This window comes from Pseudomonas qingdaonensis (assembly GCF_018398475.1).
In the GTDB taxonomy this organism is placed as follows: Bacteria; Pseudomonadota; Gammaproteobacteria; order Pseudomonadales; family Pseudomonadaceae; genus Aquipseudomonas; species Aquipseudomonas palmensis.
Map to the genome: position 1 here is coordinate 2069042 of NZ_CP074676.1, position 15682 is coordinate 2084723.

General features: G+C 67.1%; 15 protein-coding genes. 12 read left to right on the forward strand and 3 right to left on the reverse strand.

Annotated elements, in window-relative coordinates:
• Positions 1 to 66 precede the first annotated feature (66 nt).
• From KH389_RS09420 to KH389_RS09430, 3 genes are read right to left on the reverse strand one after another with little or no spacing between them, the layout of a single operon-like run.
• A complete protein-coding gene (locus KH389_RS09420) occupies positions 67 to 1992 on the reverse strand; it encodes an ATP-binding protein (RefSeq protein ID WP_116053358.1) in 1926 nt (641 codons plus the stop codon).
• Positions 1989 to 2882: an ABC transporter substrate-binding protein gene (locus KH389_RS09425; RefSeq protein ID WP_043863118.1), complete on the reverse strand. Its 894-nt coding sequence runs from the start codon at positions 2880 to 2882 to the stop codon at positions 1989 to 1991. Before KH389_RS09425 ends, KH389_RS09420 begins: the two co-directional genes overlap by 4 nt.
• Positions 2882 to 4993 (reverse strand): TonB-dependent receptor plug domain-containing protein, encoded by a 2112-nt coding sequence (locus KH389_RS09430; protein WP_123752249.1) that lies wholly within the window; start codon positions 4991 to 4993, stop codon positions 2882 to 2884. The genes KH389_RS09425 and KH389_RS09430 overlap by 1 nt, the downstream gene beginning before the upstream one ends.
• Positions 4994 to 5163: 170 nt before the next feature.
• On the opposite strand from KH389_RS09430, the gene KH389_RS09435 reads away from it, so the two are divergent.
• From KH389_RS09435 to kdpB, 12 genes are all read left to right on the forward strand, one after another.
• Positions 5164 to 6189, forward strand: coding sequence for an NAD(P)H-dependent glycerol-3-phosphate dehydrogenase (locus KH389_RS09435; protein WP_043863116.1), 1026 nt, complete (start codon positions 5164 to 5166; stop codon positions 6187 to 6189).
• Between the two features lie 16 nt (positions 6190 to 6205).
• On the forward strand, positions 6206 to 6553 hold the full coding sequence (locus KH389_RS09440) for a DUF4389 domain-containing protein (protein ID WP_043863115.1): 348 nt from the start codon (positions 6206 to 6208) through the stop codon (positions 6551 to 6553).
• Positions 6550 to 7005 carry a phosphohistidine phosphatase SixA gene (gene sixA / locus KH389_RS09445; protein ID WP_213607256.1) on the forward strand — a complete coding sequence of 152 codons (456 nt, stop codon included), beginning with the start codon at positions 6550 to 6552 and terminating at the stop codon, positions 7003 to 7005. The genes KH389_RS09440 and sixA overlap by 4 nt, the downstream gene beginning before the upstream one ends.
• A 26-nt stretch (positions 7006 to 7031) precedes the next feature.
• Positions 7032 to 7475: a hotdog fold thioesterase gene (locus tag KH389_RS09450; RefSeq protein WP_043863113.1), complete on the forward strand. Its 444-nt coding sequence runs from the start codon at positions 7032 to 7034 to the stop codon at positions 7473 to 7475.
• A gap of 81 nt (positions 7476 to 7556) precedes the next feature.
• Entirely contained in the window at positions 7557 to 7904 is a 348-nt protein-coding gene (locus KH389_RS09455; protein WP_213607257.1) for a hypothetical protein, read from the forward strand.
• A gap of 92 nt (positions 7905 to 7996) precedes the next feature.
• Positions 7997 to 8791, forward strand: a complete 795-nt coding sequence (locus KH389_RS09460; RefSeq protein WP_054915681.1) for an alpha/beta fold hydrolase — start codon at positions 7997 to 7999, stop codon at positions 8789 to 8791.
• Positions 8788 to 9639 carry an alpha/beta hydrolase gene (locus KH389_RS09465; RefSeq protein WP_054915682.1) on the forward strand — a complete coding sequence of 284 codons (852 nt, stop codon included), beginning with the start codon at positions 8788 to 8790 and terminating at the stop codon, positions 9637 to 9639. Before KH389_RS09460 ends, KH389_RS09465 begins: the two co-directional genes overlap by 4 nt.
• 115 nt (positions 9640 to 9754) lie before the next feature.
• Positions 9755 to 10564, forward strand: a complete 810-nt coding sequence (locus KH389_RS09470) for a DUF4892 domain-containing protein (protein WP_213607258.1) — start codon at positions 9755 to 9757, stop codon at positions 10562 to 10564.
• 11 nt (positions 10565 to 10575) lie between these two features.
• Entirely contained in the window at positions 10576 to 11628 is a 1053-nt protein-coding gene (locus KH389_RS09475) for an AI-2E family transporter (protein ID WP_043863108.1), read from the forward strand.
• Between the two features lie 193 nt (positions 11629 to 11821).
• Positions 11822 to 11911: a K(+)-transporting ATPase subunit F gene (gene kdpF, locus KH389_RS09480; RefSeq protein ID WP_043863107.1), complete on the forward strand. Its 90-nt coding sequence runs from the start codon at positions 11822 to 11824 to the stop codon at positions 11909 to 11911.
• 8 nt (positions 11912 to 11919) lie between these two features.
• Positions 11920 to 13614: a potassium-transporting ATPase subunit KdpA gene (gene kdpA / locus KH389_RS09485; protein ID WP_054915683.1), complete on the forward strand. Its 1695-nt coding sequence runs from the start codon at positions 11920 to 11922 to the stop codon at positions 13612 to 13614.
• 10 nt (positions 13615 to 13624) lie between these two features.
• Positions 13625 to 15676, forward strand: a complete 2052-nt coding sequence (kdpB, locus tag KH389_RS09490) for a potassium-transporting ATPase subunit KdpB (protein ID WP_213607259.1) — start codon at positions 13625 to 13627, stop codon at positions 15674 to 15676.
• Positions 15677 to 15682 lie beyond the last annotated feature (6 nt).

The window sequence follows — 15682 nt, forward strand, 5'->3', positions numbered from 1 at the left end:
TTGTGCACTGAAATTTTTATGACAAGCCCGGCAAGGGCCCGGTTCAGTCTGTAAGACTGCCGCACTTTAGCATTTATCGCCAGTCACAGATGCCTGTGCGGGCAGCCAGCGTTGCAGAATCTGCTGCAGATCAATGCGTTTGAACGGCTTGGTCAGGTAGTCGTTCATGCCGGCGGCCAGGCAGCGTTCGCGATCGCCCTGCAGCGCGTTGGCAGTCAGGGCGATGATCGGCATGGCTGCGGCATGGGGGATCTGGCGGATGCGCCGGGTGGCCTCGTAGCCGTCGATGACCGGCAGGCGGCAATCCATCAGCGTGGCGGCAAAGCGCTGGCGGCTGGCCAGCGCCACCGCCTGGGCGCCATCGGCGGCCACGCACACCTCGAACCCCAGGCTGCGCAGCATGGCCTGGGTCACGGCCTGGTTCACCGGGTTGTCCTCCACCAGCAGGATGCGTCGGCCCTGGCCAGGGTCACTGTTGTCGGCCCTGGGCGCAGGCAGCGTGGGGTTCTGCTGCATGCATAGCGCCAGCGGCATTTCCAGGGTAAAGGTCGAGCCCCTGCCTTCACGGCTTTCGGCACGCAGCGTGCCGCCCATGCGCTCGGTCAGGGTGCGGGCGATAGACAGCCCCAGGCCGGTACCGCCGTAACGTCGTGAAATAGAACTGTCGGCCTGCTGGAAGGCAACGAACATGGTTTCCAGGCGCTCGCTGTCGATACCGATGCCGGTATCGCGCACCGCACAGGTGAACCAGATCAGTTGTCGGTCCAGTACCTGCCAGCGCGGTTCGATCTGCACGCTGCCGTGTTCGGTGAACTTCAGCGCGTTGCCGATCAGGTTCACCAGCACCTGGCGGATGCGGGTCGGGTCGCCGGCCACGCGCAACTGTTCCATGCCCGGCGGCAGTGGCGCCAGCAGCAGCAATCCGCGCTGCTGGGCGACATGCTGGAACGACTGCGTGCAACTGCCCAGCAGCTCGGCCAGGTTGAACTCGATGTGCTCCAGCTCCAGCGTCGTGCGCTCGATCCGCGAGAAGTCGAGGATGTCGTTGATCACCTTGAGCAGATGGCCGGTGGACTCGCTGGCCACGGCCGCGTACTCGCTCTGTTCTTCGCTCAGCGCGGTGGTCTGCAGCAGTTGCAGCATGCCCAGCACCCCGTTCATGGGGGTGCGCAGCTCGTGGCTCATCATCGCCAGGAAGTCCGACTTGGCCTTGTTCGCCTGTTCCGCTTCCTCGCGGGCCTGGATCAGCTGGGCGATGGCCTGTTGCTGCTCGTGGCTGGCCTGTGCCAGGCCGCTGGCCAGGTTGTTGATGTGGCGGGCCAGGTGGCCCAGCTCGCTGTCGTCGACCACCGGCAGCGGCGCATTGAAGTCGCCTTTCTGGATGGCCTTGACCGCGTGCCCCATGTCGCTGATCGGACGCGACAGGCTGCGCGCCAGGCGCCGTGCGAGGATGAAGGTGAACAGCAGGGCGAACAGGGCCAGGATCGCGGCCTTGATCACGATTTCCTGCTGGCGCTGGTTGAAGGCGTCATCGGACATGCCCACGATCACCCGGCCCAGGTAATCGTCCTTGCGGGTCGAGGCCGAGCCACCGTTGTGCAGGAAATCGCTGTCCAGGAAGATCCGCTGCAGGCGGATAGGCGCCTGGAACACCTCGACCTGCTGGGGGCGGTTCTCGTGCTCGTCGGCCTGCTCGACATACACCAGGATGTGGTTTTCGCTGTCCTGCACTTCGAGAAAGCGCACATGCGGGATGGTCAGGGTGGCGCGCATCAGGCTCTCGAGCACTTCGTCATTGCCCGAAATGACCCCGTATTCCGAGGCCGGTGCCAGCTGGTTGGCGATCAGCTGGCCGGTATGGTTGAGCTCCTGGCGCAAGTCCTGGATGCGCACGAAGGTGAAGAAGCTGATCAGCAGCAACGTCAGCAGCAGGGCCGGCCCCAGGCTGATGATCTGGGTGCGGGTACTGATGTCCCAGGTCAGTTTTTTCATCGGTGCTTCTCTCCTGCGGCCACGGCCTGTTGTGCGGCCACCGGGTCTATCGCCTCGATGCCCAGGGCTCGGGCCACCTGCTGGTTGCCGGCCACGCGAAATCGCTCGGGGTACAACGTCCGCGGCCAGGCCGCCGGCGGCTGGTCGAGCAGGCGGTCGAGCACCGCCAGCCAGTCATGCTGGTCGCTCAGGGTACTGGCCAGCCCGCCGGCGCGCACGAACCCGGCATTCGGACCGATCAGCGGGACCTGGCGTGCATAGCTGCTCAGCAGCAGGTGCTTGGCCGTGGTGGCGTTGTACAGCAGTGGGTCGTCCAGGCCCAGTAGCACATCGCTGTTTTTGAGCACGGCCTGCAGCGGCCGATTGTCACGCGGGTCGGGCCAGGCCTGGGCGATGATCTCAAGGCGCAGCGCCTTGGCCGCCTGGCGCAGCTCGTCGAGCAGGAACCGGCTGTTCTCGGTATATAGCACACCAATGCGCCTGGCCTGGGGCAGCAGGTAGTGGGCCAGGCGCAACTGGCGCGCGGGCGGCGGGTCGCTCCACAGCAGGCTCAGGTAGGACGGGCGTCGGTCGCCCAGGTGCCGGCTGGCCTGTACCCGGCTGACCCGCAAGGCCAGCGTTGGCGGGCCTTCGGCCTGTTTCAGGCGCCAGTCCAGTGCGGCCAGGTCGAGCAGAATCAGGCGCGTGCCCGGCTTGAGCCTGTGCCCGGCAGGCAGTTCTGACACGGCGGTGAAGCGCACGTGATCGGTGGGGCGCTGCGCGCGCAGGGCGGTGACGAAGTCGCGCACGCCTGCATTGCCCTGGGCGGCGGTAACCAGAATGTCTGCGGCCGCCAGTGCGCTCAGCGGCCACGCCAGCATCAGCACCAGGCAAGCGTGCAGCAGGCGCATCAGAATTCCAGCTCCGCGCTCAGGTACAGCACCTGCCGGCTGTCGTAGCGGTTCTGCCAGTTGCTGGTGGGCTCGTCATCCAGGCGTTGCTGAAGCATCCCGGCCAGCTCCAGGCTGGCGTTGCGGATGGGGATGCGCCTGGCCACGCGCAGGTCGACACGCTCGAAGCGGTACTGGTTGAGGGCGTCGTCGCCGTAGTAGAACACTGCGCTCGACCAGCCTCGGCCCCAGTCGCGCAGCCAGCCGGCCGATCCGCTGTTGCGTGCGCTGAGGTGGCGGTCATCGGGGTTGCTGGCCCAGGCATCGACATAGGCGTAGGTCAGGCGCAGGCGGTCGGCACTGCGCAGTTGCCAGTCCAGTTGCGCCTCGCTGCCGGTGAAACGCGCCTTGTTGGCGTTGCTGGCGATGGGCCGGTTGTTGCGCAGCGGTTCGCTGACCATGCCGGTGAGCTGGTCATGGAACAGCTTGATGTCCAGGCTCAGGCCGATTTCGCTGAAAAAGCCGTTGTAGCCCAGCTCCTGCGAGCGCATGCGTTCCTGGTCGAGATCGCCCGGGCCGCGGGTGGTGACGAAGTACTCGGCGTGGCGCTGGCCGAAAGCGGCCGGGCGCAGGTTGTCGACGCGGTAGCTCCAGTTGACGTTGTTCTCGAACATGTCCGGCGAGCGTACCGCTTCCGAGTACACCGCACGCAGGCCGTGGCGCGGGGTGATCAGGTAGTTCACGGCCAGGCGCGGGGCCAGCGAGCTGCCCGCCAGCCGGGTGTCCTCGAACATCGCGCCGCCCTGCACGATCCAGTGTTCGTCGGCGCGCCACTCGAGCTGGCCGAACAGGCGCCAGGTGGTGTCGTCGAGGCTGCCATCGTAGTAGGTCTGCGAGTCGGCCCGGTCGTAGCGGTAGGCGACGCCGCTGACCAGGCGCAGGCTGTCGCTCAGGCTCAGGGTGTCCTGCAGCTCCAGGTCCAGGCGGCTTTCGCGGGTACTCTGGTCGATGTCGCCGCACACCGGGTTGGCACCGCCGTTGTGCCACTGCTGGCGGACCTCGCGGGCCAGCGCCTGCTCCTGGTCGCTGCCGGGAGGAATCGGCGCGTCGATGTTGCGGGCCAGGCGTTCGGTATAGCCCGGGTTGAGCCGCCACAGCTGCGCCAGTTGCGGGCTGAAGGCGATGGCCGCATCGCACGCGCGCCACACCTGCTGGCGATCCCAGTGCAACGCCGAACCCTGCAGGTACAGACTGTGCCACGGGTCCAGGTCGATGTTCCAGCGTACCGAGGCGGCGTAGTCCTTGGCATTCACGTCGGCGTTCGCCCCTGCGCCGCTAACGCCGGGGAACACCGGGGTGTAGGCATAGGGGCGCTGCTCGCTGCCTTCCTTGGCGGAAAACTGCCAGTCCAGGCTCTGCTCGGCGTTCAGCGCATGGCTGGCGCTCAGGCTCAGGCGGGTCAGGCGGCGGCCATCGCGGTAGTGCTGGCCCTGCGCGTTGTGGTCAAAGCCGTCGTCCTGCTGGCCCGACAGCGACAGGCGCAGGTCGCCGCCTTCCCAGCCCAGGCCCTGGCTGGCGTACCAGTCGTCGATGCCGCGCTGGCCGCGGATCACCTTGAGCCGCGTGCCATGGCTGTCGGCCGGGCTGCGGGTGAGGATGTTGACCACCGCCATCAGTGCATTGGCGCCATAGCTGACGGTGTTGGGCCCGCGGAACACCTCGATGCGCTCGATATCCTCCAGTGCCAGCGGGATATCGCCCCAGTCCACCGTCGCCAGCCCCGCGCGGTACACCGAACGGCCATCGACCAGCACCTGCATGCGCCGCGCATCGTTGACGCTGCTGCCGTGGTAGTTGGCCGCCGGCTGGTTGCCCGCGCCGTATCCGACCATCATGCCGGGCACCAGGCGCAGCAGTTCGGGTACGTTGCGCGCGCCGCTGGCGCGGATCAGCTCACTGTCGAGCACGCTCATGCTGCCGGGCACCGCCGCCGGCGACTGCCTGAGGCGGGTGGCGGTCAGGATCTGCGGCAGCGCCTGGCTGTCGACGAACAGGTCGTCCGCCACCGCCGGACCGCCCAGCAGGGCAGTCAGCAGAACCAGCGGGCGCGAGGGGGGAGGGCCAAGATGCACGGCGCGGCCTTGATGGCGGGTATCGAGCGGGCATGTTAACCGAGTAGCCGGCTTTTTCCAGCGATCAAACCCGCATTGCTGCGGTCCAATCGCACATCTGGCGCTGGCCGTGGCCTTAACGCTCCGTATAATGCGGGGGTCGCCACTTTATTGGTTTTAACGGATTGGATATGACTGAACAGCAGCCTGTTGCAGTTCTTGGAGGCGGGAGCTTTGGTACCGCCGTGGCGAACCTGCTGGCCGAGAATGGTGTCGAGGTACGGCAGTGGATGCGCGACCCCGAGCAAGCCGAGGCCATGCGCAACAACCGCGAAAACCCGCGCTACCTCAAGGGCGTGAAGATCCACCCGGGCGTCGAGCCGGTCAACGACCTGCTGGCCACCCTGCAGGCCTGCGAGCTGATCTTCGTCGCCTTGCCGTCCAGCGCCCTGCGCAGCGTGCTGGCGCCCCATGCCGAGCTGCTGAGCAACAAGCTGCTGGTGAGCCTGACCAAGGGCATCGAGGCGCACACCTTCAAGCTGATGAGCCAGATTCTCGAAGAGATCGCCCCACAGGCGCGCATCGGCGTGCTCTCCGGGCCCAACCTGGCCCGCGAGGTGGCCGAGCACGCGCTGACCGCCACCGTGGTCGCCAGCGAGGACGAGCAGCTGTGCCAGCGGGTCCAGGCCGTGCTGCACGGGCGTACCTTCCGTGTCTATGCCAGCAACGACCGCTTTGGCGTCGAGCTGGGCGGCGCCCTGAAGAACGTCTATGCCATCATCGCCGGCATGGCGGTGGCGCTGGGCATGGGCGAGAACACCAAGAGCATGCTGATCACCCGCGCGCTGGCCGAGATGACCCGCTTCGCCGTCAGCCAGGGCGCCAACCCGATGACGTTCCTGGGCCTGGCCGGTGTCGGCGACCTGATCGTCACCTGCTCTTCGCCCAAGAGCCGCAACTACCAGGTCGGCCATGCCCTGGGCCAGGGGCTGAGCCTGGACGAGGCGGTCAACCGCCTGGGCGAGGTGGCCGAAGGGGTCAACACCCTCAAGGTGCTCAAGGCCAAGGCCGAGCAAGTGCAGGTGTACATGCCGCTGGTAGCCGGCCTGCATGCCATCCTGTTCGAAGGCCGGACCCTGAGCCAGGTGATCGAGCTGCTGATGCGCGGCGAGCCGAAAACCGACGTCGACTTCATTTCCACCAGCGGTTTCAACTGAATTACAGGAGCAGGGCATGAACGAGTCCCCAAAACAGGCGCAGCGCGAATCGATCATCTTGCGTGTGCTGTGGATGCTGGTGTTCCTACTGGTATGGCAACTGGCCGAGCTGCTGCTGGGTGGCCTGGTGGTGGTGCAACTGGTGTACCGGCTGATCTACGGCGCACCCAGTGCCAGCCTGATGAACTTCGGCGACAGCCTGAGCCAGTTTCTGGCCCAGATCGGTCGCTTCGGCAGTTTCCACACCGACCAGAAGCCCTGGCCGTTCGCCGACTGGCCCACCCCGCGCGCGCCGGAAGGCGAAGCCGCCCACAGCGTGCCGCCTGCGCCACACCCGGCGCGTGACGAAGAGCCCAAGCTGTGAGGCTGTGGGTACTGCGCCACGGTGAAGCCGAGCCCCGCGCCAACAGCGACGCCGAACGCCGGCTGACCGCCCACGGTCGCGAGCAGGTGCTGCGCAGTGCCGCCCAGTTGCTCGGCTGCGCGCCGCAGGTGATCCTGGCCAGCCCCTATGTACGCGCGCAGCAGACCGCTGCGCTGGTCCACGAGGCGCTGGGTTTGGACAAGCCGGTGCAGACCGTGCCCTGGCTCACTCCCGAAAGCGACCCGCAGCAGGTCATCGCCGAGCTGGACAGGCTGGGGGTGGAGCAGGTGCTGCTGGTCAGCCATCAACCGCTGGTGGGCACGCTGGTGTGCCTGCTCGAGCATGGCCATCGCAAGGACCCTGCACCCATGGGCACCGCCAGCCTGGCCGAACTCGACGGCGACCACCCCCTGGCCGGGCTGATGACACTGCGCAGTCTCACTCCCCCCTGATCGCCAACCACGACAAGGAATGCTGCATGAGCCTCTGGAAAACCCAACCCGATATCGACCAGCTCAACGCCCGCCAGAAAGGCACCATCGGCGAAGTGCTGGATATTCGCTTCGAAGGCTTCACCGACGACTCCCTGAGCGCCAGCATGGTCGTCGACCAGCGCACCCACCAGCCGTTCGGCCTGCTGCACGGCGGCGCCTCGGTGGTGCTGGCCGAGAGCGTCGGCTCCATGGCCAGCTACCTGTGTATCGACACCACGCGCTTCTATTGCGTGGGCCTGGAGATCAACGCCAACCACCTGCGCGGTGTGCGCAGCGGGCGCGTCACGGCCACTGCCCGGCCCGTGCACATTGGCCGCAGCACCCATGTGTGGGACATCCGCCTGAGCACCGAAGACGGCAAGCTCAACTGCATCTCGCGCCTGACCATCGCCGTCATCGCGCTGGGCGACAACCCACCGGCGACCTGATATTTCTACCAGTTGTTGCCCATGCCCTGCCTTGCTAGCGTGCCCCCAGGACCCATCGGGGGCGCGAACAGGAGTTTGGCGATGAACACACCGGATCCGGAAATGGCAGGCTCGGCCTACTTCTACGACATCGTGCGCCAGGTCGAGCGTGCCCAGGCGCTGGATTTTGCCGAGTACAACGTGCTCAAGGACAGTGCCGAGGCCAAGCTCGACGAGTTGATGCGACGCCTGGAGGGGCTGCGCGAGCTCAGGCAATTGCGCGAGACGGGCCGCCTGATGGGGCATCAGTTGCAGGCCACCTGCCTGGCACTGCGCCGGGCCGAACTGAGTTGCGAGCACAAGCGCAAGGCACGTGATGCGCTCGAGTACCAGTTGCTGTACCTGCAGGCCTGCCTGCGCCGTTCGATTGCCAGCTTCGACGCGAATTGACCTGATCGTCGTGCTCCCTGGCCTGTACGGATGTTGCCGGGTGTTGCTGCGGCGGGGAAAATGGCCCGATTCCCCTTCGCGGACCGGCGACCATGACGCAGCAGATCTTCTTCGCCCATGCCAACGGCTTCCCCTCGGCCACCTACGGCAAGCTGTTCGCTGCGCTGGCCCCCGATTATCACGTCACCCACCTGCCGCAGCACGCGCACGACCCGCGCTTTCCGGTCAACGACAACTGGCAGAACCTGGTCGATGAACTGATCCATCACCTGGAGCAGCAGCCCGAGCCGGTGTGGGGGGTAGGGCACTCGCTGGGCGGGGTGCTGCACCTGCACGCGGCGATGCGCTGCCCGCAGTACTACCGTGGGGTGGTGATGCTCGATTCGCCGGTGCTGACCCGAGCCGACGAGTGGCTGATCCAGCTGGCCAAGCGCTTTGGCTTCATTGACCGCATCACCCCGGCCGGCCGCACCCTGGGACGCCGCGAGGCGTTCGCCGACCGCGAGAGCGCCCGGGCCTACTTCACCGGCAAGGCGCTGTTTCGACAGTTCGACCCCGACTGCTTCGAGGCTTATCTGGAACATGGCCTGCAGGACGAGGGCGAGCAGTTGCGCCTGCGCTTCGACCCGGCCACCGAGATCAGCATCTATCGCAGCCTGCCCCACGTAAGCCCCGGCCCGGCCCGCCAGCTGACGCTGCCGCTGGCGATGGTGCGTGGCAGCCAGAGCCGCGTGGTACGCCGCCACCACGCGTATGCCGTGCGCAGCATGCCCAGGGGCGAGTTCCACAGCCTGCCGGGCGGGCACATGTTTCCGCTGGAGCGCCCGCATGACACCGCGAGCCTGATCAAGGGCCTGTTCGATCGCTGGCAGGAGGCGGTGCAATGAGTGGCGTGGAGGAAGTGCGCCTGAACCTGGGGCACATCGAACTGGCAGCGCACCTGTTCGGCCCGCAGCAGGGCATCCCGGTAATCGCCCTGCATGGCTGGCTCGACAACGCCAACACCTTCGCGCGCCTGGCGCCCCGGCTGCATGGGCTGCGCATCGTGGCGCTGGACCTGGCCGGGCATGGCTATTCAGACCATCGGCCGGTGGGCGCCGGCTACGCGCTGTGGGACTACGCCCACGACGTGCTGCGGGTAGCCGAGCAACTGGGCTGGCAACGGTTTGCCCTGCTCGGGCACTCGCTGGGGGCGATCATCTCGGTGATCCTGGCCGGTGCCTTGCCCGAGCGGATCACCCGCCTGGCGCTGATCGACGGGGTGATCCCGCCCGGCGCCGGCCCCCAGGACACGGCCGAGCGCATGGGCATGGCCTTGCAGGCGCAGTTGCGCCAGGGCGGCAAGGGCAAGACTGTCTACCCGACCCTGGAGCTGGCGGTGCAGGCGCGCATGCAGGGCATGGTCGCGGTCACCCGCGAGGCCGCCGAGCTGCTGGCCCAGCGCGGCCTGATGCCGGTGCCGGGCGGCTACACATGGCGCAGCGACAGCCGCCTGACCCTGCCGTCGCCGCTGCGCATGAGCGAAGAACAGGCGCTGACCTTCGTGCGCCGCATCGCCTGTCCGACCCAACTGGTGGTGGCCGCCGACGGCATGCTGGCGCGCAACACCCCCCTGCTCGAGCAGCTACCCTTCAAGCTGGAACAGCTGCCGGGCGGGCATCACCTGCACCTGAACGACGAGTCGGGCGCCAGCCTTGTTGCAGACTGTTTCAATCGCTTCTTTGCCATTTCTTGACTTGCGGCGGGCAACTGTCGAGGCTTGGCGGGTTGAACAGGGAGACAACCATGACCAAGCGCGACACCGTTGCACCTTTTTTCGCCATCGAGGCCCTTAGCGCCATGGCCCGCCAATGAGTATTTCGCGTCTGATTCGAACAGGCCTTGCCGGCCTGGCCGTGCTTGCCAGCACGCCACTGATGGCCGATCAACTGCCGATTCCGGTGGATGCCAAGATAGTGGGCCAGACCAGTGCGCAGGAACTGGAGCAGGAACAGGAGCGGGTGTACCCCCTCGGTTCGCTGCGCAAGATCAGCAATGTGGTACGCATGGAGGGCAAGGTCGAGGGCCGCGGCAAGGTCAACTATGCCACCTACCAGCTGCCGGCCGAGCGCAGTGCCAACGAAGCCTTTACCGCCGCCCGCGAAGCCTTGCAGACCGCAGGTGGCTATCCGCTGTTCTGGTGCCAGGGGCAGGACTGCGGTGAAAGCAGCCTGTGGTCGGCGCAGCTGGCCGGGCGATTCAACCTGACCGGTGCCGACAACCAGCAGGCGTTCATTCTGTTGCGCCGCTCCGGCGCCTCCAGCGACACCCTGGTTGCGCTGTACAGCATCACCAAGGGCAATCGGCGCGCGTACCTGCATGTCGAGGAGTTCGTGGCCAACGCACCGCTGGGCGAGGTGTTGCCCACGCCGGCCACCGTGCAGCGGGAACTGCTGAGCACCGGCAAGCTCGACTATGCCGACCTCAAGGGCGAACCGCAGCCGGCCTGGGTCAACCTGCTGTCGCGCAGCCTCAACCTGAACAGTACCTTGCGCGTGACCCTGACCGGCGCCCAGGCCGAGGCCTGGCGCGAGCAACTGGTCAAGGCCGGGGTGCGCGCAGCACGGCTTGAAGTGGGGACGCAGCCGGCTGCCGGGCTGCATGTCGAACTGATCCGCTGACCGGGGCCGCTATGCTCAACAACGATCGCCTGCTGGTACAGATCATCCTTATCGGCCTGCTGGGGGCCGGTCTGTGGGTCATGGCCCCGTTCATTTCCGCGCTGCTGTGGGGGGCGATCCTGGCCTATGCCAGCTGGCCGCTGATGCGCCTGCTTACGCGCGTGCTCGGCGGGCGCGAAACCCTCGCGGCGAGTGTACTGACGGGCGTGTGGATGCTGCTGGTGGCATTGCCGCTGGTGTGGCTGGGCTTCAACCTGGCCGACCATATTCGTGATGCCACCGCGTTCGTGCGCGACGTGCAGGTCGACGGCCTGCCCGATGCGCCTGCCTGGCTGGGCGGCATACCCTTCGTGGGGGAGCGCCTGGTCGGCTTCTGGGACACCCTCGACCAGCAGGGCGCGGCCATGCTGGCGGCGATCAAGCCACACCTGGGGCAGGTGGGCAACTGGTTGCTGGCCCGCAGTGCGCAGATCGGCGGCGGGATTCTCGAACTGACCCTGAGCCTGGTGTTCGTGTTCTTCTTCTACCGTGACGGGCCGCGGCTGTCGGCCTTCGTGCTGCGCCTGCTGAACCGCCTGATCGGCGAGCGCGCTGAATACTACCTGGACCTGGTGGCTGGCACCGTGCAACGGGTGGTCAACGGCGTGATCGGCACCGCAGCGGCGCAAGCCCTGCTGGCGCTGATCGGCTTCCTGATCGCCGGGGTGCCGGGCGCGCTGGTGCTGGGCCTGGTGACCTTCCTGCTCAGCCTGATCCCCATGGGGCCGCCGCTGGCCTGGGTGCCGGCCACCGCATGGCTGGCGTGGCAGGGCCAGTACGGCATGGCGGTGTTCCTGGGGATCTGGGGCACGTTCATCATCAGTGGCGTGGACAACGTGCTCAAGCCCTACCTGATCAGCCGGGGCGGCAACCTGCCGCTGGTGATCGTGCTGCTGGGGGTGTTTGGCGGGTTGCTGGCGTTCGGCTTCATCGGCCTGTTCATCGGCCCCACGCTGCTGGCAGTGGCCTACAGCCTGCTGCTGGACTGGACCCGCAGCGAGCCGCAGCACCCGCCGCGGGCCTGATCGCACCGGCCTGGCTGGCCGGGCCGCCCTTGCCAGGCGCCGGCCCTGCCGGCCAACGGGGCGTCCCAGCCATGCCGACTCGCTCTCTTTACGCATTCTTTATACCCAACCCTCGCTAGCCCTCTCGCCCCTTTACGCCCCCCCTCCCGACAATCACCGTCAGCGGCACCGTGCCGCGGGACGGAGATTCTTCATGAGCATTCTGGACGGGGTGTCACTGCTGCTGGCAGTGGCGTTGTTTGTGTACCTGATGGCCGCGCTGCTGCGCGCCGATCGCGGTTAGGAGCAGCCATGCACAGTTACGATTACGCATTGCTGCTGGCCTTTTTCGCCCTGGTGCTGCTGCCGGCGCCCTGGCTGGGCCGCTTCTACTACAAGGTGATGGAAGGCCAGCGCACCTGGCTGAGCCCGCTGCTGGGGCCGGTGGAGCGGGGCTGCTACCGGCTGGCCGGGGTCGACCCCGCCACCGAGCAGAGCTGGAAGACGTACGCCCTGGCGCTGCTTGCCTTCAACCTTGCAGGCTTCGGGCTGCTGTTTGCCGTATTGCTGCTGCAAGGGCACCTGCCGCTGAACCCGCAGCACCTGCCCGGCCAGGAGTGGTCGCTGGCGTTCAACACCGCCGTCAGCTTCATGACCAACACCAACTGGCAGTCCTACAGCGGCGAAGCCTCGCTCAGCTACCTGAGCCAGATGCTCGGCCTCACCGTGCAGAACTTCGTCAGCGCCGCCACCGGCCTTGCCGTGTTGGTCGCGCTGTGTCGTGGCATTGCCCGACGCTCGGCCAGCACCCTGGGCAACTTCTGGGTCGACATGACCCGCGCCACCCTCTACGGGCTGCTGCCGCTGTGCCTGCTGCTGGCGCTGCTGCTGGTATGGCAGGGCGTGCCGCAGACCTTCACCGATTATGTGCATGCACTGACCCTGCAGGGCGCCGACCAGGTGATCCCGCTGGGCCCGGCTGCCAGCCAGATCGCGATCAAGCAGCTGGGCACCAACGGCGGCGGCTTTTTCGGGGTGAACTCGGCGCACCCGTTCGAGAACCCCAGCGCCTGGAGCAACCTGTTCGAGGTGGCCTCGATCATCCTGATTCCGGTGGCCCTGGTGTTCACCTTCGGCCACTACGTCAAGGACCTGCGCCAGAGCCGCGCGATCATCGCCTGCATGCTTGCGCTGTTCGTGATCGGCGGCGCCACCGCGCTGTGGTCGGAGTACCAGCCCAACCCCACCCTGAACAGCCCGCTGGTGGAGCAGACCGCGCCGCTGGAAGGCAAGGAGAGCCGCTTCGGCACCACCGCCAGCGTGCTCTGGAGCGTGACCACCACCGCGGCCTCCAACGGCTCGGTGAACAACATGCACGACAGCCTCAACCCGCTCAGCGGCATGGTCGCGCTGGTCAACATGATGGTCGGCGAGGTGATTTTCGGCGGCGTCGGCGCCGGGCTCTACGGCATGCTGCTCAACGTGCTGATCGCGGTGTTCCTGGCCGGGTTGATGATCGGTCGTACCCCTGAATACCTGGGCAAGAAGCTGCAGGCCCGCGAGGTGCAACTACTGGTCGCCACGCTGCTGGTGATGCCGGTGGGCGTGTTGGTGCTCGGCGCGCTGGCCACCAGCCTGCCGGGGCCTGCCGCCGCGGTCAGCAACCCGGGCCCGCACGGCTTCAGCCAGTTGCTGTACGCCTACACCTCGGCCAGTGCCAATAACGGCTCGGCGTTTGCCGGGCTGGGCGCCAACACCACCTTCCACAACCTGATGATCGGCCTGGGCATGTTGATCGGGCGCTTCGGCTACATCCTGCCGGTGCTGGCCCTGGCCGGCAGCCTGGCGCTGAAGAAGAGCGCGCCGGTGGGCCAGAACAGCTTCCCGACCCATGGCCCGCTGTTCGTCACGCTGTTGCTGGTGACCATCCTGCTGATCGGTGGCCTGACCTTCCTGCCGGCCCTGGCCCTGGGCCCGGTTGCTGAATACCTGAGCCTGGGCTTGTGAGGAGCCGACCATGAACCTGCCTGTTTCCGAAGTGAAGGCGGCCCCGTCCGCCACTGCCCGCACCACCTTCGCCGCGCTCTGGCGTCCGGCCCTGGTGCAGGCATTCGCCAAGCTCGACCCGCGCCAGCTCAAGCGCGCCCCGGTGATGCTGGTGGTGGAACTGACCGCTATCTTCACCACCCTGTTGTGCCTGCTGCCCAGCGACGTACCCACCGGCGTATCGGTGCAGATCGCCGTGTGGCTGTGGTTCACCGTGCTGTTCGCCAACTTCGCCGAGGCCCTGGCCGAAGGCCGTGGCAAGGCCCGCGCCGACAGCCTCAAGGCCGGCAGCCAGGGCCTGAACGCGCGGCGGCGCATGGCCTCGGGCGAGTTCGAGGTGGTGCCGGCCAGTGACCTGCGCAAAGGCGATGTGGTGCGTGTGGATGCCGGGGAGATGATCCCCGGTGACGGCGAGGTGATCGAAGGGATCGCCGCGGTCAACGAGGCGGCGATCACCGGCGAGTCCGCACCGGTGATCCGCGAGTCTGGCGGCGACCGCTCTGCGGTCACCGGCAACACCCGGCTGGTGTCCGACTGGCTGCTGGTGCAGATCACCAGCAACCCGGGCGAGTCGACCCTGGACCGCATGATCGCCCTGGTCGAGGGCGCCAAACGCCAGAAGACGCCCAACGAGGTGGCCCTGGACATCCTGCTGATCGGCCTGACGCTGATCTTCCTGGTAGTAGTGGTCACGCTGCAGCCCTTCGCGCACTTTGCCGGTGGCAGCATCCCGATGGTGTTTCTGGTGGCCTTGCTGGTGACCCTGATCCCCACCACCATCGGCGGCCTGCTGTCGGCCATCGGCATCGCCGGCATGGACCGCCTGGTGCGGCTCAACGTGATTGCCCGTTCGGGGCGTGCAGTGGAAGCGGCCGGCGATGTGCACGTGCTGCTGCTGGACAAGACCGGCACCATCACCTTCGGCAACCGCCGTTGCAGTGCGGTGCACGCCGCCCCCGGCATCACTGCCCGCGAGCTGGGCGAGGGCGCCTTGCTGGCCTCGCTGGCCGACGACACCGCCGAAGGCAAGTCGATCGTCGACTACCTGCGCCAGTTGCATGACTTCACCCCACCCGACGCTGCACACCTGGTGCCGGTGGCCTTCAGCGCCGAAACCCGCCTGTCGGGCGTCGACTTCGGCGCCCAGCGCTACCGCAAGGGCGCGGTGGATTCGGTACTGGCGTTCGTCGGCATGCAACGCCTGGACCTGCCGGCCGCCCTGGCCCGTGAAGTCGACCGCATTGCCCAGAGTGGCGGTACCCCGTTGCTGGTGTGCGTGGACAAGCGCCTGCTGGGCGTTATCCACCTCAAGGACGTGGTCAAGCCCGGCATTCGCGAGCGCTTCGCCGAGCTGCGCAAACTGGGCATTCGCACCGTGATGGTGACCGGCGACAACCCGCTGACCGCCGCGGCGATTGCCGCCGAGGCCGGGGTCGACGACGTGCTGGCCGAGGCCACGCCGGAGAAGAAGCTGGCACGCATTCGCCAGGAACAGAACGACGGGCGCCTGGTAGCCATGTGCGGCGACGGCGCCAACGACGCCCCGGCGCTGGCCCAGGCGGATGTCGGCATGGCCATGAATGACGGCACCCAGGCGGCCCGTGAGGCGGCCAACATGGTCGACCTGGACAGCGACCCGACCAAGTTGCTGGATGTGGTACAGGTGGGCAAGGAACTGCTGGTGACCCGTGGCGCGCTCACCACCTTTTCCATTGCCAACGACGTGGCCAAGTACTTCGCCATCCTGCCGGCGCTGTTCGCTGCGATCTACCCGCAGCTGGGCGTGCTCAACCTGATGCAACTGGCCAGCCCGCAGAGCGCCATCGTCTCGGCGATCGTGTTCAACGCGCTGATCATCGTGGTGCTGATCCCGCTGGCGCTGCGCGGGGTACGGGTGCAGGCCGCCAGCGCTGCCCACCTGCTGCGGCGCAACCTGCTGATCTACGGTCTGGGCGGGCTGCTCGTGCCGTTCGTGGGGATCAAGCTGATCGATCTGGCGCTCAATGCGCTGCACCTTGTGTGAACTGGG

What these genes read in the sequence shown, in the direction of transcription:
- KH389_RS09420 (WP_116053358.1), bottom strand. Translation starts at nt 1,992, where the DNA reads ATGAAAAAACTGACCTGGGACATCAGTACCCGCACCCAGATCATCAGC.
- KH389_RS09425 (WP_043863118.1), bottom strand. Translation starts at nt 2,882, where the DNA reads ATGCGCCTGCTGCACGCTTGCCTGGTGCTGATGCTGGCGTGGCCGCTG.
- KH389_RS09435 (WP_043863116.1), top strand. Translation starts at nt 5,164, where the DNA reads ATGACTGAACAGCAGCCTGTTGCAGTTCTTGGAGGCGGGAGCTTTGGT.
- KH389_RS09440 (WP_043863115.1), top strand. Translation starts at nt 6,206, where the DNA reads ATGAACGAGTCCCCAAAACAGGCGCAGCGCGAATCGATCATCTTGCGT.
- KH389_RS09450 (WP_043863113.1), top strand. Translation starts at nt 7,032, where the DNA reads ATGAGCCTCTGGAAAACCCAACCCGATATCGACCAGCTCAACGCCCGC.
- KH389_RS09455 (WP_213607257.1), top strand. Translation starts at nt 7,557, where the DNA reads ATGAACACACCGGATCCGGAAATGGCAGGCTCGGCCTACTTCTACGAC.
- KH389_RS09460 (WP_054915681.1), top strand. Translation starts at nt 7,997, where the DNA reads ATGACGCAGCAGATCTTCTTCGCCCATGCCAACGGCTTCCCCTCGGCC.
- KH389_RS09465 (WP_054915682.1), top strand. Translation starts at nt 8,788, where the DNA reads ATGAGTGGCGTGGAGGAAGTGCGCCTGAACCTGGGGCACATCGAACTG.
- KH389_RS09470 (WP_213607258.1), top strand. Translation starts at nt 9,755, where the DNA reads ATGAGTATTTCGCGTCTGATTCGAACAGGCCTTGCCGGCCTGGCCGTG.
- KH389_RS09475 (WP_043863108.1), top strand. Translation starts at nt 10,576, where the DNA reads ATGCTCAACAACGATCGCCTGCTGGTACAGATCATCCTTATCGGCCTG.
- kdpF (WP_043863107.1), top strand. Translation starts at nt 11,822, where the DNA reads ATGAGCATTCTGGACGGGGTGTCACTGCTGCTGGCAGTGGCGTTGTTT.
- kdpA (WP_054915683.1), top strand. Translation starts at nt 11,920, where the DNA reads ATGCACAGTTACGATTACGCATTGCTGCTGGCCTTTTTCGCCCTGGTG.
- kdpB (WP_213607259.1), top strand. Translation starts at nt 13,625, where the DNA reads ATGAACCTGCCTGTTTCCGAAGTGAAGGCGGCCCCGTCCGCCACTGCC.